Below are 26525 nucleotides of genomic sequence, written 5' to 3'. Positions count from 1 at the left end.
AATCACGTGTGGGAGTGAAGGGGAGAAAGGCGCTCGCCGTCGTCCGGCTGGGCGGCGAGCGCGCGCAGGTCCGCGTCGTCGTCGAACATGCCGCGCAGGTAGCGGCGCAGCAGCGCGTCGTCGAACACGGGCACGACGATGCCGGCTTCGCCGAGCTCGCGATGCGTGGCCGTGCAGTCGTAGATGAACGTCGTTTCCTCGCGCTCGCGGGCGAGCTTCATGAGCTCCGCGTCGCTCATGTTCATCATCCATTGCACGACGGGCACGATCGGCTGCACGTCGCCGCGTCGGTAGCGCACGCGCAGCTCGTCGATCCATGCGCGGTGCGTGAGCATGCGCATCGGCGTCGGCAGTTGCGCGTTCATCATTTCGAACACCGTGCGCATCGGCGTGACCTGCATCGTCGACAGATGAAACACGCGGCCGCCGCGCGGGTGCTTCGAGCCGAGATGCGCGAGTGCGCGCGCGACGTAGTCGACCGGCGTGATCACGAGGTCGTAGCGGAAGTCGTCGAACGCGGCGCCCATCAGCATGCAGCTCTTCAGCAGCCGGTAGTACGCCTGCAGCTCGTCGTAGTGCCCGTGCCGCACGTCGCCCGTCACGAGGCCGAGACGGAACACGTTGCACGGCACGCCGCGCGCGGCCGCGAGATGCGTCAGCTGCTCGCCGACCCACTTGCTCGTCGTGTAGCCCTGGTCGGACGGGTGCTTTTCCTCGTCGATCGGCGCGGACTCGTCGAAGACGTGCGTGCCGGTGCGCTCGCGCATGCTGAACACGGCGAGCGTCGACACGTAGTTGAACGTCTTCGGCCGGCCTTCGGTCGCGATTCGCAGCAGCTCGATCACGCCGTCGACGTTTGCCGCGCGCGCCATCTCGAACGATTCGAGATGGTTCATGCTGGTGCCGTTGTGATAGATCGCGTCGACTTCGGCGGCGAGCCGCGCGCGGTCGGCGTCCGACAAGCCGATGCGCGGGCGGCCGAGATCGCCCGGCACGGCGATCACCCGCGCGTCGTCGCCGTCGCGCCACAGCGACCAGCGCTCGAGCGTCGCGCGGACCCGCGCGAGGCCCTGCGCGGCGTCGGGCGAGCGCACGAGACAGTAGATCGTCGCGTCCGTGCGGTCGATCAGCTCGCGCAGCAGATGGCGGCCGACGAAGCCCGTCGCGCCCGTCAGCAGCAGCGCGCGCGGCGTGTCGGCGACGGGGGCGGGCAATGGCGCGATGTCGCCGGGCAGCACGGCCGCGCTCGCGAGTTCGACGTATGCCGGGCCGTCCGGCGCGTCGCGCATCCGCTCGGCGAGCCGGCGCACCGTCGGCGCCATGAAGATGTCCGCGACCGACAGCGTGACGCCGAATGCTTCGTTGATCTGATAGACGACGCCGATCGCGAGGATCGAGTGGCCGCCGCAGTCGAAGAAGTTGTCGTCGATGCCGAGATCGTCGAGTTTCAGCGCCGTTGCGAAGATCGGCACGAGCGTCGCTTCGGCTTCGTTCGTCGGCGGCGCGTACGGCGCGCGGCGATCGCCCGCATCGGCCGACGGCGCGGCGACGAGCTGCTCGGCATCGTCGCGGATCTGCGCGGCGAGCCGGTTCCATGCGTCGTCGAGCGGCATCGCCGCGTGCTGGAACGCGGTGCGCGCGACATAGCTCGCGAGCGCCGCGTAGTACTCGCTCGTGAACGGCACGTGGCCGGCGGCGTCCGCGTGCGGATCGAACACGTCGGCGACCGGGTAGATCGCCGCGACGTCGCGCCAGTGCGCGACCGTCACGGTCGGCAGATCCGCGAGCGCCGCGGCGAGCGTGCGGTATGGTGCGAGCGACGCGCCGTCCGCGTTTGCGTCTTCACGTTCGCCGCCGGTCGCGAGCGACGCCGCATCGTCCGGCAGCATCAGCACGAGCACCGGCACCGCGAGCGACGGCGCCGCGTCGCGCAGCGCGTCGGCGAGCTCGTCGACGTAGAGCGCGATTCGTGCGGCGGAGCCTGCGCTGGCATCGGCATCGGCTTCGGCGTTCACGCTCGCTTCGTCGAAGCGCAGCCAGTCGCCGGGCCTGACGAGCACGACGTTCATCCCGTGCCGGTTCGCGTAGAACGGCGTCGACGGATCGTATAGCGTCTGGAACAGCTGACCGTACGGCGCGAAGTTCGGCTCGATCGGTTGGCCCGTCGCGGCGCCCCAGTAGCGCAGCGTGCCGGCGAGCGGCCTATCCGTGAACGTCGACGCGATTTCGAGGCGCAGCGGCGGCATCGCGTCGGCGATCGTCCGTTCGAGCGCAAGCTCGGCGGGCGGCGCGAGACCGGCGAGCGGCAGCGACGGATGCGCGAGCAGCGTGTGCAGCAGCTCGACGTAGTACGTGGCGATCGCTTCGGCGGTCCGGCGGTCGAACAGGTCGGCGCTGAATTGCAGCACGCCTTTGATCGCGCGGTCCGATGCGCGCAGCCGCACGAACAGGTCGTAGTCGAGCCAGCCGGAATCGACTTCGACGGGCGTGACGCCGTCGGGCAATGCCGGCATCGGAATCACGTTGAACATGATCTGGTAGAGCGGATTCGCGCCGCCGTGGCGCGCCGGATTCAGCGCTTCGACGAGCCGCGGATACGGCACGCCGAGATGATCGAACGCGCCGTGCACGGTGCGCCGCACGAGCGCGATCGCGTCCGCGAAGGTCTCGGCCGCGCCGAGCCGCGTGCGCAGCACGAGCGCGTACGCGAGGCTGCCGATCATGTCGGCCGCGTCGTCGTCGGCGCGATTCGCGTAAGGACTGCCGACGACCACGTCGTCGCGTCCCGACAGCACGCGCAGCGCGAGCTTGAATGCGGCGAGCATCACGACGAAGCGCGACAGTCCGTGCGTCTTGCAGTACGCGTCGAGCTGCGCGGTCAGTTCCGCCGGGAATGCGAGCGGCACGCTCTGCCCGCGATAGCTCGGCACGGGCGGTCGCGCGCGATCGCACGGCAGCGGCAGCGGCGGCGGCACGTCGCGCAGGCGATCGAGCCAGTACGGCAGCTCGCGTTCGACGACCTCGGGCAACTGCTCGTGCTCGCGCGCGGCCCACTCCGCGTATTGCGGGTGCTCGGCGCACGGCGCGGGCACGCGGCCTGTCAGCGCGGCGCGCGCGAGCGCGTCGAGCAGCACGACGACGGACACCGCGTCGCCGACGATGTGATGCAGGTTCAGCAGGATCACGTGGTCGTCATCGCGCAATTCGAGCACCGTCAGACGACTCGGCTCGCCCTGTTCGAGCGCGAAGCCTTCGCGGCTCGACTCCGTCAGGCATTCGGCGATGCGCGCGGCCTGGTGCTTCGGCAGCAGTGCGGACAGGTCGTGATGGCGGATCGCCGCCGTGCGGTGCGGCGCGACTTCGGCGCACGGCTCGCCGCCGCGCACGACGAAGCGGGTGCGCAGCACGTCGTGCGAATCGATGAGCGTCTGGTACGCGGCTTCGAGTGCATCCGCGTGCCATTCGCCGCGCACGCGCAGCGCGCCCGGCAGGTTGAACGCCGGATTCGCGGGATTCAGGCGATCGAGGAAGAAAAACTGCTGCTGGTTCGACGACAGCGTGTGCACGCGCGGGCTGGCGTCGCGCGGGATGGGGGCGGGGCGTGTCTGCGATGCCGATTCGTGCGCGGATGGCGTTTTCGGTTCGGATGCGCGCGCGCCGGATGCGGGCTTGCCGCTCGCGGACGTGCCGGTAGCGGACGTGCCGCTCGCGGACGTGCCGGTAGCGGACACGCCGGTCGCCGACGGCCGCTCGGCCGGAACCAGCGCGTCGATCGCGCGCGCGCATTCCGCGAGCGTCTTCGCTTCCAGCATCAGGCTGAGCGGAATCTTCACGCCGAGCGCCTGCTGCAGCGTCCGATGCACGCGCGCCGCGCGGATCGAATCGCCGCCGAGCGAGAAGAACGACTCGCCCATGTCGACGTCCGGATAGCCAAGCACTTGCGCGACCGTCCGGCGGACGAGCGCCGCGACGTCGGGCGTCGAGGCGGCCGGCGCGTCGACGCTCGCGCCGCTTGCCGCAACCGCGTCATCGCGCGTGGGCTCGATCGCGCGGCGATGCGCCGGCTCGGCGGCGAGCGCGTCGTCGTCGCGGAACCAGTAGCTCGGGCCGTCGAACGGGTAGGCCGGCAGATGAATGCGCCGGCGCGTGCGGCCGCGATGCAGCGCGGACCAGTCGACGCCGAGCCCCTGGCACCAGAGCGCCGCGAGCTTGTCGAGCTTGCCGCTCGCGATGCATTGGTCGACGAGCGACGCGCGCAACTCGGGATCGGCGTCGAGCTCGGCGAGGCCCTGCCGGTCGGCGGCGAGCCGATGCGCGTGCCAGCCGTGCGACGCGTCGCCTTCGACGAACGCCGCGAGCGTCGCCTGCAGCGCGGCGACGGAGCCGGCGACGCAGCCGAAGCGCGCGGCCATCGCCTCGCGGCCGGCTTGCAGCGTGTACGCGAGGTCGTGCAGACGATCCGCGCCGATTTCGCCGCCGGCGAGCGCCGCGTGAAGCTGCCGCGCGCGGCGGCGCAGCGCGTCGTCGGTCGCGGCGGACAGCACGATGATCGCGGGGCCGGAGGCGTCGACATCGGTTGCGACGCGCGCGTCGACGAACTCTTCGAGCACGACGTGCGCGTTCGCGCCGCCCGCGCCGAACGACGACACGCCCGCGATCCGCGGCCAACCGCCCGTGTCCGGCTTCGGCCACGGCGCGAGCCGGCGCTGCAGCACGAACGGCGATTGCGCGAAATCGATGTCGGGATTCGTCTCGTCCGCGTGCAGCGTCGGCACGAGCTCGCGATGCTTCATTTGCAGCAGCACTTTCGTCACGCCCGCGATGCCCGCCGCGCTCTCGCAATGGCCGATGTTCGACTTGACCGAGCCGAGCGCGCAGAAGCCGCGATCGGCGGTGGTTGCGGCGAACGCGCGCGTGAGGCCGGCGAGCTCGATCGGATCGCCGAGCGCGGTGCCGGTGCCGTGCGCCTCGATGTAGCCGACCGCGCGCGCGGGCACGCCGCTTCTCGCGAGCGCCGCGTCGACGACCGCCTGCTGCGCGCGCGGATTCGGCACGGTGAGGCCGTGCGTCTTGCCGCCCGCGTTGATCATGCTGCCGCGGATGATGCCGTGGATCGCGTCGCCGTCTGCGAGCGCGCGCGACAGCGGCTTCAGCACGAGCACGCCGACGCCTTCGCCGTCGACGAAGCCGTCCGCGCCCGCGCCGAACGCGCGGCACGCGTCGCCCGCCGACAGCATCGTCAGCGACGACAGGCCGACCAGATGCTTCGGACTCTGAATCAGGTTGACGCCGCCCGCGAGCGCGCAGTCGCAGGTGCCGCTGCGCAGGCTTTCGAGCGCGAGATGAATCGCGGTCAGCGACGACGAGCACGCGGTGTCGACGGCGAGGCTCGGCCCGTGCAGGTCGAGCGCGTGCGACACGCGGTTCGCGATGCTCCAGAACTGCGCGCCCGTCGGGTAGCCGCCGTTCATCACGCCGACGAACACGCCGACCTGGCGGTTCGCGCTGAGCGTCGCGGGCGTGTAGCCCGCGTCTTCGATCGCGGCCCACGATTCCTCGAGAAACAGGCGGCCTTGCGGATCGATGTTCTCCGCGTCGCTCGGCGCGATCCGGAAGAACGCGGCGTCGAAGCGGTCGATCTGCCTGAGGAAGCCGCCCCAGCGGCTGTACGTGCGGCCGGGCGTGCCTTTCTCCGCGTCGAAGTGCGTGCGCCAGTCCCAGCGCTCGGCGGGCACCTCGGTGATGCAGTGGCGGCCCGCGCGGAGGTTGTCCCAGAACTCGCGCAGGTTGTCCGCCTGTGCGTAGCGGCCCGACATGCCGATCACGGCGACCGCCGTGTCGTCGGCGCTCGCGGGCGCCGCGCGGAGTGCGTGCGGAAGCGTTGCCGGCGTCGCCGGGTGCGATGCGCGCTCGCTCGATGCGGCTCGATCCGGCATCGTCGATGCGGACGTGGGCGCGGGCGCTGGCGCGTCGCAGGATGCGCGGCCGGTCGCGCACGGCTGCGCGGCTGCGCGTTCAGCCGGCGACGTGTGCGCGGCGGCAGCCGCTTCGTTGCCGAGCACGCGCTCGCACGCGGCGCGATGCTCGGCGACGAAGAAATCGGCGAGCGCATCCAGCGTCGCGTGCTCGAACAGCGTCGCGTTCGACAGCGCGACGCCGAACGTTTCGCGCAGCGTCTTCGTCAGGCCGATCACGAGAATCGAGTCGACGCCGTAGCCGCCGAGCGGTTGATCCGGCGCGAGCTTGCCGGCCGGCGTTTTCAGCGTCCGCGCGACGAGTTGCGTCAGCCATTGCAGGCAGCGCTCGCGCAGGTTCGCGCCGGCTGCCGGCGCGGCCGGCGACGAGGTCGAAATCGTGCGCGGCGCTGCGCCGGGCGATGTCGCGGCGGCCGCGCGCGGCTGCGCATCGACTTGCGCCGGCTCGCGCGCATCGACGGGCGCGGGCTGCACGATCACGCCGTCGCTGATCGCGACGATCACGCCCTGGCCGGCGCTCGCGCCGTCGGCAGGGCCGCCGTCGAGCACCGTGAAGCCGGCCTCGCGCAATGCATGCGTCCAGCCTTCGCGCGACAGCAGCGGGCTGCCCGGCAGGCGGCGCTCGCTGTCGCGATGCCGCCACCAGCCCGGCAGCAGGCCGAACGTCGCATGCGCGAAGCCGTGCGTGTCGAGCAGTTCGTTGACGATCAGATGGCCGCCCGTCTTCAGCAGCGCCTTCGCGTTGCGCAGCGTGACGCCGATGTCCTGCGTCGCGTGCAGCACGTTGGTCGCGATCACGATGTCGTAGCCGCCGGCGTCGAGCGATTGTTCGCCGACGGGCCGCTCGACGTCGAACAGCCGGTAGCGCAGCATGTCGCGGCCGCGGCCGAACGATTGCTCGGCGTTCAGCAGGAACGCCTTCGAGATGTCGGTGAAGTCGTAGCGGCCGAGCCGCGCGCCGCGCGCGTCGAGCGCCGCGAGAAGCGGCGCGGTGGTGCCGCCCGTGCCCGCGCCGATCTCGGCGAGTGTCGCCGGCCGGCGGGCGCTCGTGCCGCCGACGAGGTGCAGCACCGCATCGGCGAGCGCGCGGTTGCAGCGGTCCGCCTGCTCGTTGCGCTGATAGACGGCTTCGACGCGGCTCAGGTCGCCGTCGGGGAACAGGATCGACGTTGCGGGCACGCGGCCTTGCAGGATCGCGGGCAGCGCGTCGAGCGCCGCGTCGGCGAGCGCGAGGTGGGCGTTCAGCAGCGCCGTGCGTGCGAGGCCGGCGCGGGCTTCCGTCCATTCCGCGCGCGCCGTGTCCAGCGACGGCGGCGGTTCGGCGACGCGGCCCGTGCGGCCGTCCCAGGAGAGGCAGCCGTGTCGCGCGATCAGCGTCAGCGCGTGCACGAGCCAGCGCCGGTACGCGGGCGCGATGCGGCCCGAGCGCAGCGCGGCGTCGATGTCGAACGATGCGCCGAGTTGCGCGGCATCGCGGGCCGACGCGCATTCGCGCGGATCCGCGTGTGCGTCGTCGTGTGCGTCGTCGCGATCGTCGCGATCGTTGCGATTGTCGCGATTGTCGCGATCGTCGGATGCGTCAACGCGTGTCGTCGTCTCATCGATCGACGCATCCGTGCGCGCGGCATCGGCATTCACCGTCGCCACGTCGTCGTCCTCGCCGTCGCCGAACACGCGCAGCGCCGCGAGCTCCGCGAACAGGCGGCGCGCGATCGCGCGATCGAGCGCGGCGAGCGCATGTTGCCATGGCGCACTGTCGCCCGTCGCGTCGACGCGCGGCAGCGGCGCATCGGCGAGCGCGTCGGTGGGCGGCGCGACGCGGGCCGCGAGCGCGGGCGCGAGCGTCGGCACCGCCGCGCTCGCGATCGTCTTCAGGTAGCCGACCTGATCGACGGGCGCGCCGAGCAGCGCGTCGACGACCGCCATCGCCGCCGCCGGCTCGATCGAGCCGATGCCGAGCGCGGCCATCCGCTGACGGTACGGCTCGGACGCGACGACGCCCGTCTGCCCCCAGTAGCCCCAGCTCACGACCTTGACCGCGCACCGGACCTGCGTGCGCAGCCAATCGGCGAACGCGTCGCGGAACGTGCAGCCCGCCGCGTAATTGCTCTGGCCCGCCGCGACGAACGCGCTTTGCAGCGACGAGAAGAACAGGATGAAGTCGAGCGCATCGTTGCCGAACGCGCTCGCGAGGTTCGCGGTCGTCGCGACCTGCGCGTTCAGCGCCGCGCTGAACTGCGCTTCGTCCTGCTGCGCGAGGCCGCCGTCCTGAAGGACGATCGCCGTGTGCACGACGCCGTCGATCCGGCCGAAGCGCTCGAGCACGGCGTCGCGCGCGGCGCGCAGACTGTCGATGTCGCTCGCGTCCGCGCTCAGATACGACGGGCGCGGGCCGAGCGCGGCGAGCGTGTCGCAGTGCGCATCGATCTGCGCGTCGAGCGGCCGCCGCCCGATCCACACGACTTGCGCGCCGCACGCGCGGATCGCATGCTCGGTCCAGACTCGGCCGATGCCGCCCGCGCCGCCGATCGCGACATAGACGCCGCCCGGCCGGTACGGCGGCTCGGCGCGCGCGGGCAGCGCCGCGAGCGGCACGAGCCGGCGCGCGAACCATTGGCCGTGCCGGTGCAGCAGCAGCGGGTGGCCGCCTTCGGCGTCCTGCGTCCGCCAGTCGGCGGGCAGCGCGTCGGCGTCGGACAGATCGAACAGCCGCACGCGCCAATGCGGATATTCGTTCGCGAGCGACCCGCACAGCCCGGCGAGGTCCGCGTGCGCGGGGAATGCGGGCGTGTCGCCCGGCATCGTCCACGAGCGCGCGGTCAGCACGGTCAGCTCGAATGCGCGGTCGCCCGCGCCGAGCGAGAGCAACCGCTTGACGAGCCGGAAGCCGTCGAGGCCCGCGCGTCGCGCGAGCGTATCCGTTGCCGCGGGCAGCAGCCAGACGAGATGCTCGACGTGCGCATCGAGTTCGGCCAAGTCGTCGATCGCGCGCAATGCCGGGTGCGTCGCCGCGAGCGCGGCGCGCTGGGCGGGCGTGCCGCCCAATACGGTCAGCCTGGCGGTGCGCGGCGCGTGCGTCGCCGCGTTCGCCGCGCACGGCAGCCACTGCGGCGCGAGCAGATGCTCGCCGGGCGTCGCGAGCCGCGGCGCGTCGCGTGACGCCGCGCGCCGTCCCGACGCAAGCGCGAGGCCGCGCAGCGACGCGCACCGCGCGCCGCGCGCGGTCACGAGATCGAGATCGAACGTGCGGCGGCCCGACGCGGCCGGCACTTCGCGAATCCATGCATGGACGCTGTCCGCGAGCGGCCCGACGAATTCGATGCGCGCGAGCGCCGCGGGCAGGAGCGCGCCGTCGATGCGTCCCGCATCCGCGAGCTGCAGGCCCGCGATCGCCTGGAACGCGCCGTCGAGCAGCGCGACGAGCCGCGCGTCGTCCGTCGTGCGCGCGAGCGCCGCCGCGTCGAACTCGGCGAGCACTTCTTCGCGGCCGACCGCGAGCGCGCGCAGCGGGCGAAAGGTCGGTCCGTAATCGATGCCGATCGCGGCGAATGCGTCGTAGCACGCGTCGGCCGAGATCGGCTGTGTGCAGCGCGCGCGGATCGCTGCGATGTCGAACGCGGGGGCCGCCGATCGGGAGCTCGCGGCGCGGGTCGCGCGTCCGCGGCCGAGCGGCGTGTCGATGGCGGGAGGGATGGCGATCGCGAATCGCGCGGCGCCTTCGTCTCCGTCGCGGTCGTCGTCATCGTTGCGGTCTTCGTCTTCGTCTTCGTCTTCGTCGCGCGCGAGCGTGACGTGCAGATCGGTCGGCGCGCCGATCGCGATCGGCGCGAGCCATTCGATATCGTGCAGCGCGACGTGCGTCGCGGCGCTTGCGTCGATCCCGTCGATCGAATGGCGCGAATCGTTCAAATCGTTCGAACGGTCGGAATCATGTGAACCGTTCGATTCATGCGATTCGCCCGGCCCGCTCGCGCTGTGCGCGCCGCCCGCGCTCGTGTGCGTTTCCAGCGCGCGCCATGCGATCACGATCTGCGCGGCGGCGGCGAGCACGGGTTCGCCCGCGAGCCGATGATCGGCGACGAGCGGCGCATCGGGTGCGATGTGCAGCCGGTACGCGCCTTCGCCCGCAGGCGCGAGCGCGAAGCGCGACGGCGTTGCTTCGTCGGTCGGCCAGTGCCGCTCGCCTTCGAACGGATAGACGGGCAATCGCAAGCGCGGCGTCGCATCGCGCCACGCGACGGGCAGCGGCGCAGGCTCGCCCGCGAGCCACGCGGCATGCGCGGGGGCGTGCGGCCGCAGGCGCGCGTCGTCGCGCGCGAGCGCCTCGGCGTTGCCGTCCAGCGCGATCGCGAGCTGCGCGCGGAGCGCGTCGAGCGACGCGCACGTGACGCCGAAGCGGCGCGCCATCGGCTCGCGGCCGATCGACAACGTTTTCGCGATCGCCGGCAGCAGTGAATCGTCGGCGCGCTCGGCATCGAGCCAGCGCGCGAGCTGCGCGGCGCGCTCGCGCAGCGCGGTGTCGGTGCGTGCCGACAGCGGAATGAACCAGGTCGGCGAATCGGTCGCGTCGGCTGCGTTCGCGGAAGCGGAGACGGATTCGGAGACGGATTCGGAGATGGATTCGGAGATGGATTCGGAGATGGATTCGGAGACGGACGCTGGCCGCGACGAGTCCGCGCCGTCGGCCGGCCGAGCATCGGCCGACTGCAGCACGACGTGCGCGTTCGACCCACCGAACCCGAACGAGCTGACGCCCGCGCGAAGCGGCGTCGGCGTCGCGTCGCCCGGCCACGGCGTCGGCTCGGTGACGATGTGGTAGCGGCTGTCGTCGAGCTTCAGGTACGGATTCGGCTCGCGGCAATGCAGGCTCGGCGGCAGCATCCGCCGGTTCATCGCGAGCACGACCTTGACGACGCCCGCGAGGCCCGCCGCCGCTTCGAGGTGCCCGATGTTGGTCTTGACCGAGCCGAGGCCGCAGCGCGCCGGCGCGCGCGCATCGGCGCGCTCGCGAGCGCACGCGTCGAAGCCCTGGCGCAGCGCCTGCACTTCGATCGGATCGCCGAGCGACGTGCCGGTGCCGTGCGCCTCGACGTACGAGACGGTCGCCGGATCGACGCCCGCGTCCCGGTACGCGGCCTCGATCAGCGCGGCCTGCGCATTCACGTCGGGCGCGGTCAGGAACGCCGCGCGGCCGCCGTGATTGATCGCGCTGCCCTTGATCACCGCGAGCACCGGATGCCGGCCCGCGCGCGCGCGTTCGAGCGGCATCAGCACGAGCGCCGCGACGCCTTCGCCGCGCACGTAGCCGTTCGCCGACGCGTCGAACGTCTTGCACCGCCCGTCGGGGCTCAGCATGCCGGCGGCGGCGAGCGCGCGATGCAGCCGCGTCGTCAGCATCACGTTGACGCCGCCGACGATCGCGACGCCGCTCTCGCCGCGCCGCAGCGCGCGCACCGCGCGGTGCAGCGCGACGAGCGAGCTCGAGCATGCGGTGTCGACGACCTCGCTCGGCCCGTGCGTGCCGAGCAGATGCGACAGGCGGTTCGGCAGCATCGCGTGCGCGTTGCCGACCGCGAGATGGCCGTCCGCGCCGGGCAGCAGATCGAGGTAGTCGGACGTGCTGACGCCGACGAACACCGCCGCGTCGCTGCCCATCAGATCGGACGGGCGGATCGCCGCGTCTTCGAGCGCGGCCCACGCGGTCTGCAGCAGCAGGCGTTGCTGCGGGTCCATCTGCTCGGCTTCGCGCGGCGAGATGCCGAAGAACGCGGCGTCGAAATATTCGATGCGCGGAATGAAGCCGCCCCAGCGCGACGCGGGCTCGCCGTCGACCGCACGCCAGTCCCAGCGCGACGGCGGCGTTTCGGCGATCAGGTCGTCGCCGGCGGCGAGGTGCCGCCAGAATTCGGCGAGATCGGCGGACTGCGGGAAGAGGCCGGCCATGCCGACGATCGCGACGTCGGTCGCTGCTTCGTCATGCGTATCTTCGTTCGCTTCGTCGCGCGACGCATCGTGTTGCGCGGTCGCGGCACGCGCGTCGCGAAGCGGCGCGTCCGCGCGCTGCGCGTCGACGGCCTGCTGCGCGGTAACGGGTCGCGCCGCGTCCGCTTCGGCCTCCGCGCGGCCGTCGGGCGCGGCGGCGGATGCGCCGGCCGCCGCGTCCGTTTCATTCTCGTTCTCGATCGCGCCGTCATGCTTGCGCACGACCTCGGCCGCGTGCCGCGCAAGCAGATACGCGGCGATCCGGCGCGGCGCGTGCACGTCGAAGAACAGCGTCGGCGCGAGATCGAGCCCGTAGTATTCGTTCAGGCGTCCGGACAGTTCGACGTACTGCAACGAATCGAAGCCCAGCGCGTGCAGCGGTCGCTCTGCGGCCGACGCGTCGAACGGGCGGCCGGCGACGTCGCCGGCGAGCGACAGGACGGCCGCTTCGACGGCCGTGGCGAGTTCGCGGGAAGGGGTGGATGCGGTCATGGGAATCGTCTGTGTCGGGTTCGAAAAAGCACGCGGTGCGCGTCAGTGCCGCCACATCACGTGGCGCGGCTGCGTGTAGTCGGCGAGGCCGAGCGTCGACAGATCGCAGCCGTGGCCGGACTGCTTGGTCCCGCCGTGCGGCATGTCGGCCGTGTAGGTGAAATGCGCGTTCACCCAAGTGACGCCCGCCTCGATGCACGCGGCGAGCCGCATGCCGCGCGCCGCGTCGCGGGTCCATACCGACGACGCCAATCCGTATTCCGAATCGTTCGCCCAGCGAAGCGCCTGAGATTCGGTATCGAACGGCGTCAGCGTGACGACCGGGCCGAACGCTTCGCGGCGCATCGCCGCATCGTCGTGCCGCACGCCGGCGATCACGGTCGGCGCGTAATAGCAGCCGGGGCCGGGAAGCGGCGCGCCACCCGTGAGCACGCTCGCGTGCGGCAGCGCGGCCGCTTCCTGCACGAAGCGATCGACGCGCGCGCGATGCGCGGCGCTGACGAGCGGCCCCATCTCGGCGTCGGCGCGGTCGGGCGCGCCGACGCGCAGCGTGCCGGCCGCGTCCGCGAGCCGCTGCGCGAGCGCGTCGTAGACGCCGCGCTGCGCGTAGATCCGCGTCGCCGCCGTGCAGTCCTGTCCGGCGTTGTAGAAGCCTGCGTAGCGGATGCCGGCGACGACCGCGTCGAGATCGGCATCGTCGAACACGAGGACGGGCGCCTTGCCGCCGAGTTCGAGATGCGTGCGCTTCAGATTGCCGGTGGCCGCGGCGAGCACGGACTTGCCGGCTTCGACCGAGCCCGTCAGCGAGATCATCCGCACGCGCGGATGCGCGGCGAGCGCGCGGCCGACCGTCGCGCCGTCGCCGAGCACGACGTTGACGACGCCCGCGGGGAAGATGCGCGCGAGCGCCGCTTCGAGCGCGACGATCGACAGCGGCGTCCATTCCGACGGCTTGAACACGATCGTGTTGCCGGCGGCGAGCGCGGGCGCGAGTTTCCACGCGGCCATCATCAGCGGGTAGTTCCACGGCGCGATCTGCGCGACGACGCCGACGGGATCGCGCCGCACCATGCTCGTATGGCCTTCGACGTATTCGCCCGCGGACGGCCCGCTCGCGGTGCGCGCCGCGCCCGCGTAAAAGCGGAAGCAGTCGGCGACGGCGGGCATTTCGTCCTGCACGACGAGATGCAGCGGCTTGCCGGTGTTGCGGCTTTCGATGCGCGCGAGCGTCTCGGCCTGGCGGTCGATTTCGTCGGCGAGCGCGAGCAGCAGGCTCGCGCGCGACTGCGGCGTCGTCGCGCGCCATGCGGGGAACGCGGCCTCGGCGGCCGCGACCGCGCGCTCGACGTCGGCCGCGTTCGCGCAAGCGGGCGACGCGAGCGGCTCGCCCGTCGCCGGATCGACGATCGAGAGCGGCTCGCCGCTCCCTTCGATGCAGACGCCGTTGATCAGCATGTCTCGTTTTCCTCGGGAAGGGGCGCGCATTCCGCGAGCTCGCGCTGCGTGCGTTCGAGCGCGGCGGCGAGAATCGCGCAGATTTCGTCGATGTCGTCGCGAGTCACGGTGAGGGGCGGCGACAGGATGCACATGCTCTCGTATGGCCGCACGAGCAGGCCCATCGCTTCGCAGTGGCGGTCGACGCGCTGCGCGATCGCGATGTCCGCGGGCGTCGGCAGTGCGCCCGTCGCGCCCGCGCCGCTCGTGCATTCGATGCACGCCATCAGGTGATCGCCGCGCACGTCGCCGACCACGGGGAAGCGCCGCAGCGCGTCGAGCTGGCGGATGAAGTACGGGCCGACGTCGCGCACGTGCTCGCAGATCCGCTCGCGCTCCATCAGCTCGATGTTCGCGAGCGCGGCCGCGCACGCGACCGGATGGCCGGAATACGTGAAGCCGTTCGTGAACACGCCGTTGCCGTAAGCATGCTCGCCCGACACCGCGTCGACGAGCCGCTCCGAGATCAGCACCGCGCCGAGCGGCTGATAGCCGGACGTGAGCCCCTTCGCGACGACGATCATGTCCGGTTCGATGCCGAAGCGCGCGCGCGACGCGAAGAAGTGGCCGACGCGGCCGAAGCCCGTCACGACTTCGTCGGAGATGTACAGGATGTCGTGCCGGCGGCAGCGCTCGCGCATCGCGGCGAGGTAGCCGGGCGGCGGCACGATCACGCCGCCCGACGCGAGGATCGGCTCGGCGATGAAGCACGCGATCCGGTCCGCGCCGAGCTTCGCGATCAGCGCGTCGAACTCGTCGACGAGCATCGCGCAGAACGCGTCGACGCTCAGCCCGGCCGGCCGCCGGTAAGGGTTCGGCGACGACAGGTGATGGACGATCGTGTCGTCGTAGTGGAAGCACGTGCGGTCCCACGCCTTGCCGGACACCGACGCCGCGAGATACGTGCTGCCGTGGTACGCGTCGCCGCGCGTGACGATGTGGCGCTTCTGCGGGCGGCCGGTCGCGCCGAAGTAGTAGTGCGCGAAGCGCAGCGCCGATTCGACCGCGGTCGAGCCGCAGGTGGTCAGGTGCACGCGCTTCAGGTCGCCGGGCGCGAGCTCGGCGAGGCGCGCGCCGAGCGCGGCGGCCGGCTCGTTCGTCATCGCGCCGAACGGCGTGTAGAACGGCATGCGCAGCGCCTGATCGCGGATCGCGTCCGCGATTTCATGGCGGCCGTAGCCGACCGTCACGCACCACATGCCGCCGATCGCGTCGAGATACGTGCGGCCGTTCGAATCGGTCACGCGCGTGCCGCGCGCGTCGACGATGACGGTCGGCGTTTCGCGGCCGAGCGCGGACAGGTCGGCCCACGGGTGCAGCAGATGCCGCGTGTCCTGCTGCTGCGCGCTCGTGAGGGGATGATCGTTTCGGTGTGCCATCGGAAGCCTCAGTCGGTCAGGCTGACGAGATGCAGGCGCGGCCCGGAGAACGCGAAACGGCCGTGCTGCACGTAGGTGTTGTCGAGCACGAGCACGTCGCCCGGCCGCATCGCGACCGCGCGCGACGTGCGCCAGAGCGCCGCGCGCAGCTTCGTGACGAGCTCGGGATCGATCGGCTCGCCGTCGCCGTACGTCGTCGTCGCCGGATAGCGCGCGTCGTCCCAGTCCGACGGGAAGAGCGGATGGCTGCGCCAGTACGACGCGTGCAGCTCCGTCACCTGGTTGAACCACAGCGGCGCGCCGCCCGCGGGATCGTCGAGGAACGCGTCGTGGACGTAGCCGTAGCCGAGGCCGTCGTCGTCGAGCCAGCGATGCTCGTAGCCTTTGTCGCGCATCAGCGCGTCGACGGCGTCGCGCTCGCGCACGCCGAACGTGTCGATCCAGCCGATCTGCGTGGGCGTCGATTCGCGCGGCAGATAGCGGTGATAGCCGATCCGCTTGCGCTCGAACTTCGCGAGAATCTCGTCGGGGATTTGCCCGGCGGCGAGCCGGATGTCGTTGATCGGCACCTCGCCGCCTTCGTCCGCGGCGGCCGCGCAGAAGAAGAACACCTTGCGCGGAGGATGGGGCAGATAGGCCATCTCGTTGTGCGGGGCCATCGTGATGCGCGGGTCTTCCTGGCTCGCGACGAGCGCGTAGCCCGCGTCGCGCGCGCGCACCGCGATGCCGCCGCTGTAGCTGTGCGGCGCGTAGCCGAGCGCCCGCATGAACGCGTCGAAGCCGGCGCGGCCGGCGATCGGCAGCCCGCGGAACAGCAGCGCGCCCGTGTCGGGCAGCCGCGCGTCGATCGTGCTGCGGCAGAGGGCGGCGGCGTCGGCGGGCGTGTCGGCCGGATGCGCGAGCGCGAGCGCCAGATCGTTCGCGATCGGAATCGTCACCGGCACGAGCGGGCTGTCGGCCCCCGCCAGATAGGCGCGGCCGCGGACCGGCACCTGGCGCCGGTCGGTTTCTTGCAGTTCGATGAAGGAATCCATAGCGCGTTCTCCATTCGTTGATGAGGCGGGCGGGGACGCGGCGCGGCGGCGCGCGTCGGACGCTCGCGGTGGGCGGGCGGCGCGTGATCGGGGCGTTGCGCGGCGGCGGCGATGGCGATAAGGATGTCGACGGCTATGCTGCCGAAGCCGAAGCCGAAGCCGAAGCCGAAGCCGAAGCCGAAGCCGAAGCCGAAGCCGAAGCCGAAGCCGAAGCCGAAGCCGAAGCCGAAGCCGAAGCCGAAGCCGAAGCCGAAGCCGAAGCCGAAGCCGTCGACGCAGACGCCGTGCCGATGCCCATCCGCATACGTCGGCCGATGCCGCCGCCCGTATCGACGCGCATGCCGCAGCCGTTGCCGCCGGAGATGCCGAGATCGACGTCGATGTCGCCCACGATTTCGAGATCACCGCGCGCTGCCGGCTACCGCACCGACATGAGCGCCATCCAACCGATTGCCGGGCATCGGATCGCCGATTGCCGAAGGCTCGACTGCCGAGCACAGGCCATCGGCCGTGGATCGGCGATCACGGAAGACCGGCCGCCGATCGCACGCCCCCATCGCACAACCGCGTCGCGCCGCACGCAACCGCCCGCCGGCGACACATCGCGGCCACGCCGAAGATGCGGCTCACGCGCCGCGCGCCGCACGCGCCAGTCAGGCGGGCACGGCGGTCCGCAAGCCGGCGAGGAGCGCCAGCCCGTTTTCGTTCGGCAGCTCCTTCGCGCCGGTGATCCAGCGCCGGCAGTTCGGCGCGCCGCAGTGGCACTCGAACTGGCGCATCAGCACGTCCTCGGTCGACGCGTAGTCCATCGTCAGCATCTCGCCCGGCGCGATGTCGCGCAGCGACCACAGCTCGAATCCCGCCATGTCGAGGCGCACGTTCGGATCGCACGAATGGAGCAGCAGGCCGCTGAAGTGCGGGTCGTACAGATGCGTGTGCGCGTTGATCTGCAGCGTGTGCAGCCGGCAGAACGCGGTGATCTGCCCGGACACGCGCGCCATCCGCCGGCCGCGCGCGAACGCACGGAGGACGCGGACGCCCGCGCCGCGACCGTCCTGCGTCTGGATGATCTGGAACGTGTCGGTCGACGGATAGCCGTCCTCGACCTTCAGGTCGGGTGACGGATAGATTCCCGTGCGTTGCTGGACAGGATCGATGAGGGTGATCGTCATGCTGCTCTCCTTGACTGGGTTCGTGCGCCGGGCGGGAAGACCCGGCGGACCTCTTCTTTGCGGCCGCGTCGGAATGCGCGGGTGACGGGATGGGCGGATCTACTCGTCCGCGATGCCGGCGACGTTCCGCATCCGGCGGGCCAGCTCGCCGATCTTCAGCGTCGGCGATGCGAGCGTCGAAAGCGGTATCTGCACACCGAATTTCTTGAAAAAGCCGTTTCGCATCTGCGCGAGATCGAGCGAATCGAGCCCGAGCGTCGCGAGATCGAGCCGCTCGTCCCATCGGCTCACGTAGTCTTCGAGGAACGCGCGGACGGGGTCGCGTGCGCTGGCGGACGGCATCGCCCGAGCGGCCGGCGACGAAGCGGAAGTCGCGGCTGCGAGGTGCGCGCGTTCGTGAGTCGGGCGCGCCGGCCGTGCGGAACCGGAACCGGAGTCGGAATCGGCGGAAATGCCGGCCGCTTTCCCGGACGCGGAAGCGGACGCGTCGGACATCGCGATCGCCGCCGCGCCGGTCGTGCTCGCCGTGTTCGTTCGATTCGCCGTGTCGCGCGCCGCCGCGGCAACGGACGCGCCTTCGTGCGCGAGCGCGGCGACGACCGGCGCGTCGCGCCACGGCGAGCGCGGCCAGTCGACGTCGCAGACCGCGAACTGGCGGCCGGGCAGCGCACCGCCGAGCGCGCCGGCAAGCAGCGCGCCGAGCGCGGCGAACGCGGCGTCGGGCGCGAGCGGGCGCTCGCCGTCCTGAATCGCGCGACGCAGCGCCCGGTCGCTGCGCGCGCTCATGCCGACGTCGGCCCAACTGCCCCATTGGATGCTCAGCACGGCCGGCTGCCCCGGTTGGGCGGGCCAGCACGCGAGCTGATCGAGCCACGCGTTCGCGGCCGCGTAATTCGCCTGTCCCGGCACGCCGAGCAGCGCGCTCGTCGACGAGAACGCGACCGCCCAGCGCGTGCGCCAGCGCGGCGCGTGCGCGAGCAGCGCGGCGAGGCTCTGCTTCGGCGCGAGCACGCGGCGCAGCCGCGCGTCGTCGAGATTGCCGATGACGCCGTCGTCCAGCACGCCCGCCAGATGGAAGACGCCTTCGACCGAGCCGATCGATTCGAGCGCGGCGTCGAGCGCGCGCGCGTCGGCGAGATCGGCCGCGACGGCGCGCACGCCGCGCGGCGCGGTGCGGGCGTCGCGGCACAGTGCGACGATCCGGTGCGGCGGCACCTGCTGTTCGTCGATCAGCCAGTCGACGAGCGCGCGGCCGAGGCCGCCCGCCGCGCCGGTGACGAGATACGGGCCGCCTGCCGCGCCGAGCGTGCCTTCGGGCAGCGCCGGCGCCGCGTGCGGCATCAGGCGCGGCACGAACATCCGGCCGTCGCGGCGCAGCAGCCAGGGTTCTTCCGCGAAGCTCGCGGCGTCGCGCGCGAGCGCGGCGGCCCAGCGCAAATCGGCGGCGCGCGGCGCGAGATCCGGATGATCGTCGGCGAGGACGAGCCGCACGCGCAGCGCCGCATGCTCGGCGCTCGCGACGCGCGCCGCGCCGACGAGCGGGCCGCTGCGCGCATCGGCCGGCAGCAGCAGCGTCAGCACGCCCGCGCATTCGCGCGCGGCGAGCGTCTGCCACAATCCGACGAAGCCCGCGCATTGCGCGACGCCGAGCGGATCGTCGCCCGCGCCGACGCACAGCAGCGCCGCATGGCCGTCGCCCGCGCGCAGACGCGGCATGAGCCATTCGAGCGCGTCGGCTTCGCGGCCCGTCGCGTAGACCGCGCATTCGGGCCGCGCGGGCGTTGTTTCGGGCGTTGCTTCGGCCGCTTCGGGTGCGACCGGACGCGGTTGCCAATGCAGCGCGAACGTCGGTGCGGGCGCCGTCGCGTGCGCCGCGCGCTGCGGCCGCAGCCAGGCGGCCACGCGCGAGACGATCTCCGATTCGCAGCGCATCATGAAATCGTGGCCGCCCGGATAGACGTGCCGGCCCGCAAGCGGCGCGGACGAGATCTGCGCCCAGTCGCCGGCGAGCCGCCAGTCGAACGCCGGATCGTCGGCGCCGCCGTGGATCTGCAGCGGGATCGTCAGCAGCGGATGCTCGCCGCCGTCGCGCCAGCGTTGCGCGATTCGGTGCGCGGTGCGCGTGTCGGCGTCGAGGTCGGCTTCGAGCACCGGCCGGAAGACTTCCTGCCACAGCGGATCGTCGCGCAGCGCGTCGGGGACGAGCAGGAAGCTGTCCGCCGGCGCGTCGATCGCCGGCTGTTCGAGGAGCGGCGCGCGTCCGACGACGACGAGCCCCTTCACCCGGCCGCTCGCGGCCCAGGCGCGCAGCGGCCCGCTCAGCAAGTCGGTCGCGGCGGCGCCGCCGTAGCTCAAGCCGCAGAACGCGACGGGCAATTCGCCCGCGTCCGCGACGATCGCGGCGGCAATCGCGTCGCGGGCGGCGAGATCGTCGGCGTCGTCGCGCGCGAGCGGCGCTTCGGCGCGCGCGTTGCGGCCCGGCCATTCGATCGCGACGATGTCGAGCCAATCCGGCGCGATGCGCGCCCAGCCGTCGAAGCTGCGGCTGCTGCCGCCTGCGTACGGGAAGCAGTACAGCTTCATCCGCGGCCGGCGGCGCGGCCTGAGGCGCGCGAGCCAGCGCGACGCGGGGGCTTGCGGCGACGCGATGTCGCAGTCGAAGGCGGCGTCGTGACAGGCAGCGCCGCACGATCGCGATTCCGCGGTGCACGTGCACGCCGACGCTGCGGTTGCGGCGTTCGACGCGATCGCCGTGTTCGCCGCATTCGTCGCATCGGCCGCGCGGCTCGCCGGCGTCGCGGATTCAGCGGATTCAGCCGATTCAGACGGCGCATCGACGTAGATCGACGCTTCCGGCCGCGTCCAATAGCTGTCGCGCTCGAACGAATAGCCGGGCAGCGGCGTGCGAGCCAGCGCGCGGCCGGGCGACGCCGCTTCGTGTGCGTGATACGCGCGCCAATCGATCGGCACGCCGGCGCACCACAATTCGCCGAGCATGTTGCTGAAATGATCGGCGTCGTCCGCGTCGCTGCGCGCGGCGGGCAGCGACGACAGCACGCGCGGCGCGATCGTCGCCGCCTGCTCATCCGCATCCGCCGATGCGAGGGCGTTCGCCCCGGCCGCGAGATGCTTGCCGAGCAGGCTGCACAGCACGGTGCCGGGGCCGATTTCGAGCACGACGTCCGGCTTCCAGCGCAGCAGCGCCGCGACGTTGTCCGACCAGCGCACCGGCGCGAGCAGATGGCGCGCCCAGTAGTCGGCCGACGCCGCATCGGCGCCGAGCCAGCCGCCCGACACGTTGCACGTCATCGGCATCCGCGGCGCCGCGCCTTCGATGCGCCGCGCGCCGATCGCATCGGCGACGGGCTGCATCAGCGGCGTATGGAACGGATGCGATACCGGCACCGGCCGGCATTGGCAGTCGAGCGCGGCGAGCGCGCGCCTGGCGTCCGCGAGCGCCGGCTCGGCGCCCGCCAGCACGAGCGCGCGCGGCGCGTTGCGCACCGCGATCCAGATGTCGGCGCGCCGCGCGACCCACTGCTCGACGCGCGCTTCGTCGCCCGTGACGGCGAGCATGCCGCCGCGCGCGCGCGTGCCGTCGGCGGCGGCGAACGTCGTCAGCGCCTGCGTCGCGCTCGCGCGCGCGGCGACGAGCGCGGCCGCCTGATCGAGCGTGAGCGCCTCGGCGACGACGGCGGCCGCGTACTGGCCGATGCTGTGTCCCGCGACGGCGACGGGCCGCACGCCGTATTCGCCGAGCACCGACGCGAGCGCATGTTCGACCGCGAACAGCCCGCATTGCGTGACGAGCGGACGACGCATCTCGGTGTCGTCGGCGTCGAGGATCGCGCTCGCGATCGGCATGCCGAGCGCGCGTTCGAGCGCCGCGCACGCGGCGTCGAAGTGATGACGGAAGCGGCCGGCTTCCGCGTTCGATCGATAGAGCTCGCGCGCCATGCCCGGATGCTGCGAGCCCTGTCCCGAGAAGCAGAACGCGACGGTTGCGCCCGGCTTCGCGCGAACGGGGGCGTCGAGCGCGTCGGGTGTATCGAGCGAGTCGGCAAGCGCGCCGGCGTTCGAGCGAAGCGCGGCGGCTGCTTCGGCCGGCTGCGCGGGCACGGTGAGCGCGACGCGCAGCGGATGCGCTTCGCGCGCGACGTGCAGCGTGTACGCGCCGCACGCGAGTTCGGCGGCGTCCATCGTCGCGACGCGCTCGGCGAGCGCGCGCAGATGGCGCGCGAGCGCACCCGGCGAGCGCGCGGAGGCGGTCATCAGATGGCGCGCGCGCGGCGTGCCGTCGGCGGGCGCGGCGGCGCGCGCGGGCGCTTCCTCGACGATCACGTGCGCATTGGTGCCGCCGATCCCGAAGCTCGACACGCCGGCGCGCCGCGGCAATTGCATCGACGGATCGGCGACCGTCCAGTCGCCGCCGTGCCGCTGCACGACGAACGGCGACGCATCGTGCTCGACGAACGGCACGAGCTTCGGATTGAGCGTGTCGAAATGCACGGTCGGCACGCGCTGCCGGTGCTGGAGCTGCAGCACCGTCTTGATGAGCCCCGTGATTCCGGCCGCGCAGTTCGCGTGACCGATGTTGCCCTTCACGCAGCCGATCGCGCAGCTGCCCGCGATGGGCGCGTCGCCGCCGCGCGTCTGCGCGAATGCGTCGGAGAGTCCCTTCAGCTCGATCGCGTCGCCGATCAGCGTCGCGGTCGCATGGCATTCGACGTACGAAATCTGCTCGGAGCGCACGCCGGCCATGTCGAGCGCGTCGACGATAGCGCGCCGCTGCGCGTCCGCGTTCGGCGCGGTGTAGCCCGCCTTCATGCGGCCGTCGTTCGACAGCCCGACGCCCGAGATCACGGCGAGAATCGGATCGCCGTCCGCCTCCGCGAGATCGAGGCGCTTCAGCACGACCGCGCCGACCGCGTCGCCGAACAGCGTGCCGCTCGCGCGCGTGTCGAACGGGCGCACGTGGCCGTCGGCGCTGCCGACGAGGCCGTCCTCGTGGCAGAAGCCGAAGTTCGGGAACGACAGCGCGGACGCGCCCGCGATCGCCATCTCGCACTGGCCGGAGCGGATCGCCTGCGCCGCCTGCACGACCGCGACGAGCGCGCTGCTGCACGCCGCGCCGACCGATATCGCGGGCCCGCCGAGATCGAGCTGGTACGCGACGCGCGTCGCGATGTAATCCTTCTCGTTGCCGATCTCGGTGAGCATCAGCCGGCCCGGATCGAGCGGCGTATGCAGGCCGCCGCCTTGCAGATGATGGACGAGATAGCCGTCGATCCCGCAGCTCGCGAACACGCCGGTGCGCGTGCGGTAGCGGTTGTCGCTGCGCGCGTAGCCCGCCTGCTCGAGCGCGCTCCACGCGACTTCCATGAAGAGCCGGTGCTGCGGATCCATCAGCACGGCTTCGCGCGAGCCGATGCCGAAGAAGAGCGCGTCGAACTTGTCGGCGTCGCCGATGACCTGTGCGGCCGATACCCAGTCCGGATGATCGAGCTGCGCGGCGTCGACGCCCTTCGCGAGCAGCTGCTCGCGCGAGAAGCGCGACAGACTGTCGACGCCGTGCGTCAGGTTGTGCCAGAACGCGTTGATCGAATCGGCGCCGGGGAAGCGTCCGGCCATGCCGACGATCGCGACCTTCGGCGCATCGGCGGCGGGCGTCGCGCGCGATGCGCGGGCTTCGTCCGCACGCGGGCGCGTCGCGTCGTCTCGCGAGCGGCGGCAGTGATCGGCGAGATCGCACAGCCGGCTGTGCTGATACAGATCGACGACGGCGAGCGCGAGCCCGAGCCGTTCGCCGAGCAGGCCGACCACCTTCGCCGCGCTCAGCGAATTGCCGCCGAGCTCGAAGAAATGATCGTCGCGCGCGACCGATTCGACGCCGAGCGCGTCGCGCCAGACGTCCGCGAGCCGCGCTTCGAGGCCGTCGCCCGCGACGGGCGTCGCGGCGTCGCGCGAGGCGGGCGGCGCGGCCGATGCCGGGGGCGGCGGCAGCGCGTGCTTGTCGAGCTTGCGCGACGTGCCCGCGCGCAGCGGAAACGCGTCGAGGCCGATGAAATGCGCGGGCACCGCGTATTCGGGCAGCTTCGCGCGCGCCTGCTGGCGCAGCCGCGCAAGCGTCGTCTCGGACGGCGCGCCGTCGTGGCCGACGACGTAGGCGGCGAGCGCCGACGGCTGCCGCGTGTGCGGATCGTCGATCGGCACGACGAGCGACTTGCTGACGCCGTCGACCGCGTCGAGCACGTTCTCGATCGCATGCAGCAGCACCTTGAAGCCGCGGATCTTCACCGTGTTGTCGATGCGGCCGAGGATCGCGATCTGGCCGTCCGGCAGCAGCCGCGCGCGGTCGCCCGTCCGGTAGACGGGCGTGTCGTGCCCGCGCTCGGCGAGCGCGCGCACGGACGGCAGGAACTTCTCGGCGGTGCGGGCCGCGTCGTCGAGATAGCCGGGCCCGAGGCCGGGCGACGCGACATGGAGCTCGCCCGTCGCGCCCGCCGGCACCGCGCGTCCCGCTTCGTCGAGCACCGCGAGCGCGCAGCCGGGCAACGGCCGCCCGATCGGCACGCGCCGCCCGCCGGCGTCGCTCCGCGACGGCAGCAGGTCCGCATAGCAGACGTCGAGGCTTTCCCACGTGCTGTACGCGTTCACGAGCCGCACCGACGGCGGAAACGCCGCGCGGGCCTTGTCGACGACGCGCTGCGGCACGACTTCGCCCATCAGGAACCACGCGGACATGTGCGCGAGCGCGTCGCGCAATTGCGCGGCGATGCCCGGGAAATCGAGCACGCTTTCGAGCAGCGATGGCGTGACGACGAGCCGCGTGATCCGCGCCTGCCGCAGCAGCGCGACGAGCCGCGGCGGATCGAAGATCACGTCGTCGCCGATGACGACGGCCGGGCGGCCGAACATCAGCGGACGCAGGCATTCCCAGGCGAGAAAGACGTTGAGCCCTTCGCGCTCGTCGTCGGCGTACGGATACAGCGCGTCGCGCGCATGGAAGCAATAGCTCGTGCCGACGTGCGTCGTGAGGACGGCCTTCGGCTTGCCCGTCGAGCCGCTCGTCAGCGAAACGAACGCGATGTCGTCGCGGCGCGGCGCAACGGGCGTCCAGGCGCGATCCGCGCGCGCCGGCGACGCGCCGACGAGCGTGCAGCGCGAGGCGGGCAGATGCTTGCTCGCGCGCGCGAGCAGCGCCGGGATCGTCGCGATCTGCTTGACGCGGCAGCTCGCGACGAATTCGCCGACGAGCGTGTCGGGCCAGCTCTTTTCGAGCAGGCACACCGACGCGCCGATCGACCAGGCGGCGACGATCGTCAGCACGTACTCCGCGCCGTGCGGCAACAAGACGCCGACGACGTCCTGCCGGCCGACGCCCGCCGCGCGCAGCGCGTCGGCGAGCTCGGCCGCGTGCGACGCGAGCTCGCGATAGGTCCACGTGCGCGCGCCGTCCTGCAACGCGAGCGCATCGGGCGTGCGCGCGACGCGCTCGCGAATCGCGGCGAGCACCGAATGCGCATCGCCCCAATCGTCCGCGGCGCGCAGACACGCCGCGACGCGCGTGTTCGAATCGGGCGTCGCCGTGACGATCGACGCGGGACGGTCCGCGAGGCGTCGCTCGGCGTGGCCGGCGAGACTCGCGCACAGCGCCGCGCGGGACGGCGCGTCGAGAAAATAGAAATGGTCGCCGTCGAACACTTCGACCGGGCACGCGTGTCGCGGCGAAACGTGCGCGCGCCAGGCGCGCAGGTCGTCGACGGTCGTGCTCGGATCGGCGGCGCCGCCGTAGATCACGCAATGCGCACGCAGCGCATCGCCGGGCGCATGCCGGTAGGTCTCCGCGAGCCGAAGGTCCGCTCTGAGCGGCGGGAGGACGTAGCGCGCGACGTCGGGATCGTCGAGCGCGCCGTCGGGGAAGAAGCCCCAGCGCCGCACGGCTTCGATGAAATCCGCATCGGGCAGCGTGTGCGTCTGCCGACGCCACGCGTCGGTGGCGCGTTCGCGCGCAGGCGCGGGATGGCCGGACAGGAACAGGCCGGCCGGTTGCACGCCGCTCCGTTGCTCGAGCACACGCGCGACTTCGTACGCGAGCAGCGCGCCGAGACTATGGCCGAACAGGAACAGCGGCGTCCCGTCGTCGAGCCGCACGATCTCGGCCGCGAGATCGTCGACGAGCGACGGCCAGTCGTCGTAGAACGGGATGTGCTGCGCCGCGCCGCGCCCGGGCAGACTGAGCGTCGTGAATGCGAACGCGTCGCCGAGCTCGCGTGCGATGTCCCCGTAACTGGAATCGCTTCCGCCCGCGAACGGGAACGCAATGATCCGGGCCTGGCTGTCGAGGGATCCGTCGCTCGTGGAAACTATTTGCCTCATGAGAACCACTCCGAATGATCGGCGGTAAATTATCAGAGGCAATGAATCAATCGATACTGCAACTTCTTACAGTCGCTATGTAATCGAGTTGCAGTGTATTTCGCGTAAAGCGGGAACGGGAAATGCGCATGAACAGCGCGGATTTCTGGAAAATCACATAGGAATGCTCCTAAACAGCACGAAAAATCGCTGGCCATGACATTCTGAATTCGCTGAAATCGCCGTTAATAAATGTGAACAAAATACAATTTCAAACCAGGGCGGCTGGTTTTTTTGCCGAATACCATACACGCACACTCAGGAAATTTTTATCTTTCGAAACGCCGGGCGCATAAATTCAATCATCGGAAACGATTCCGAAGTAAGATCATGACAGCCGTAAAACCGGGGTGCCGGCTTTCTTCATTGTGGATATCATCAAGGTCGATGGCTTCCAGCTCGATGTTGCAGTTAATTATGTAGCTACAGAAAATAAAAGCCGGAAATGCGATGAAATTAGTTTTCGCTGTCGATGAATGCACGTATGAAATTCAAATTTGATCCAGTATTTGAAATAGTACGGGCCAATTTAAAAATAAACTGAACTTCGATCTTCCCAAGATTGTCGGAAATGGCGTT

General features: G+C 71.5%; 7 protein-coding genes. All 7 read right to left on the bottom strand.

From position 1 onward, the window contains the following. Nucleotides 1-2 precede the first annotated feature (2 nt). The 7 genes from BG90_RS18520 to BG90_RS18495 all read right to left on the bottom strand — a co-directional run bounded on the left by BG90_RS18520 (nt 3) and on the right by BG90_RS18495 (nt 25907). Nucleotides 3-12449, bottom strand: a complete 12447-nt coding sequence (locus BG90_RS18520) for a thioester reductase domain-containing protein (protein WP_045568346.1) — start codon at nt 12447-12449, stop codon at nt 3-5. Nucleotides 12450-12491: 42 nt separating this feature from the next. Beyond that, the gene (locus BG90_RS18515) at nt 12492-13904 is read right to left on the bottom strand and encodes a gamma-aminobutyraldehyde dehydrogenase (RefSeq protein ID WP_045568345.1); all 1413 of its coding nucleotides are present in this window, start codon (nt 13902-13904) and stop codon (nt 12492-12494) included. Beyond that, nucleotides 13898-15322 (bottom strand): aminotransferase, encoded by a 1425-nt coding sequence (locus BG90_RS18510; RefSeq protein ID WP_010117944.1) that lies wholly within the window; start codon nt 15320-15322, stop codon nt 13898-13900. The genes BG90_RS18515 and BG90_RS18510 overlap by 7 nt, the downstream gene beginning before the upstream one ends. An 8-nt stretch (nt 15323-15330) precedes the next feature. Further along, a complete protein-coding gene (locus tag BG90_RS18505) occupies nt 15331-16356 on the bottom strand; it encodes a TauD/TfdA family dioxygenase (protein WP_010117945.1) in 1026 nt (341 codons plus the stop codon). A gap of 133 nt (nt 16357-16489) precedes the next feature. Continuing rightward, a complete protein-coding gene (locus tag BG90_RS36475; protein ID WP_162486585.1) occupies nt 16490-16747 on the bottom strand; it encodes a hypothetical protein in 258 nt (85 codons plus the stop codon). 262 nt (nt 16748-17009) lie between these two features. Beyond that, on the bottom strand, nt 17010-17528 hold the full coding sequence (locus BG90_RS18500; RefSeq protein WP_010117948.1) for an SET domain-containing protein-lysine N-methyltransferase: 519 nt from the start codon (nt 17526-17528) through the stop codon (nt 17010-17012). A 99-nt stretch (nt 17529-17627) separates the two neighbouring features. Continuing rightward, nucleotides 17628-25907: a type I polyketide synthase gene (locus tag BG90_RS18495; protein WP_045568344.1), complete on the bottom strand. Its 8280-nt coding sequence runs from the start codon at nt 25905-25907 to the stop codon at nt 17628-17630. Nucleotides 25908-26525: the final 618 nt, after the last annotated feature.

Origin of the sequence: Burkholderia oklahomensis C6786, from assembly GCF_000959365.1 — a bacterium.
GTDB lineage: Bacteria > Pseudomonadota > Gammaproteobacteria > Burkholderiales > Burkholderiaceae > Burkholderia > Burkholderia oklahomensis.
This window is presented reverse-complemented; position numbering and strand designations above follow the sequence as displayed.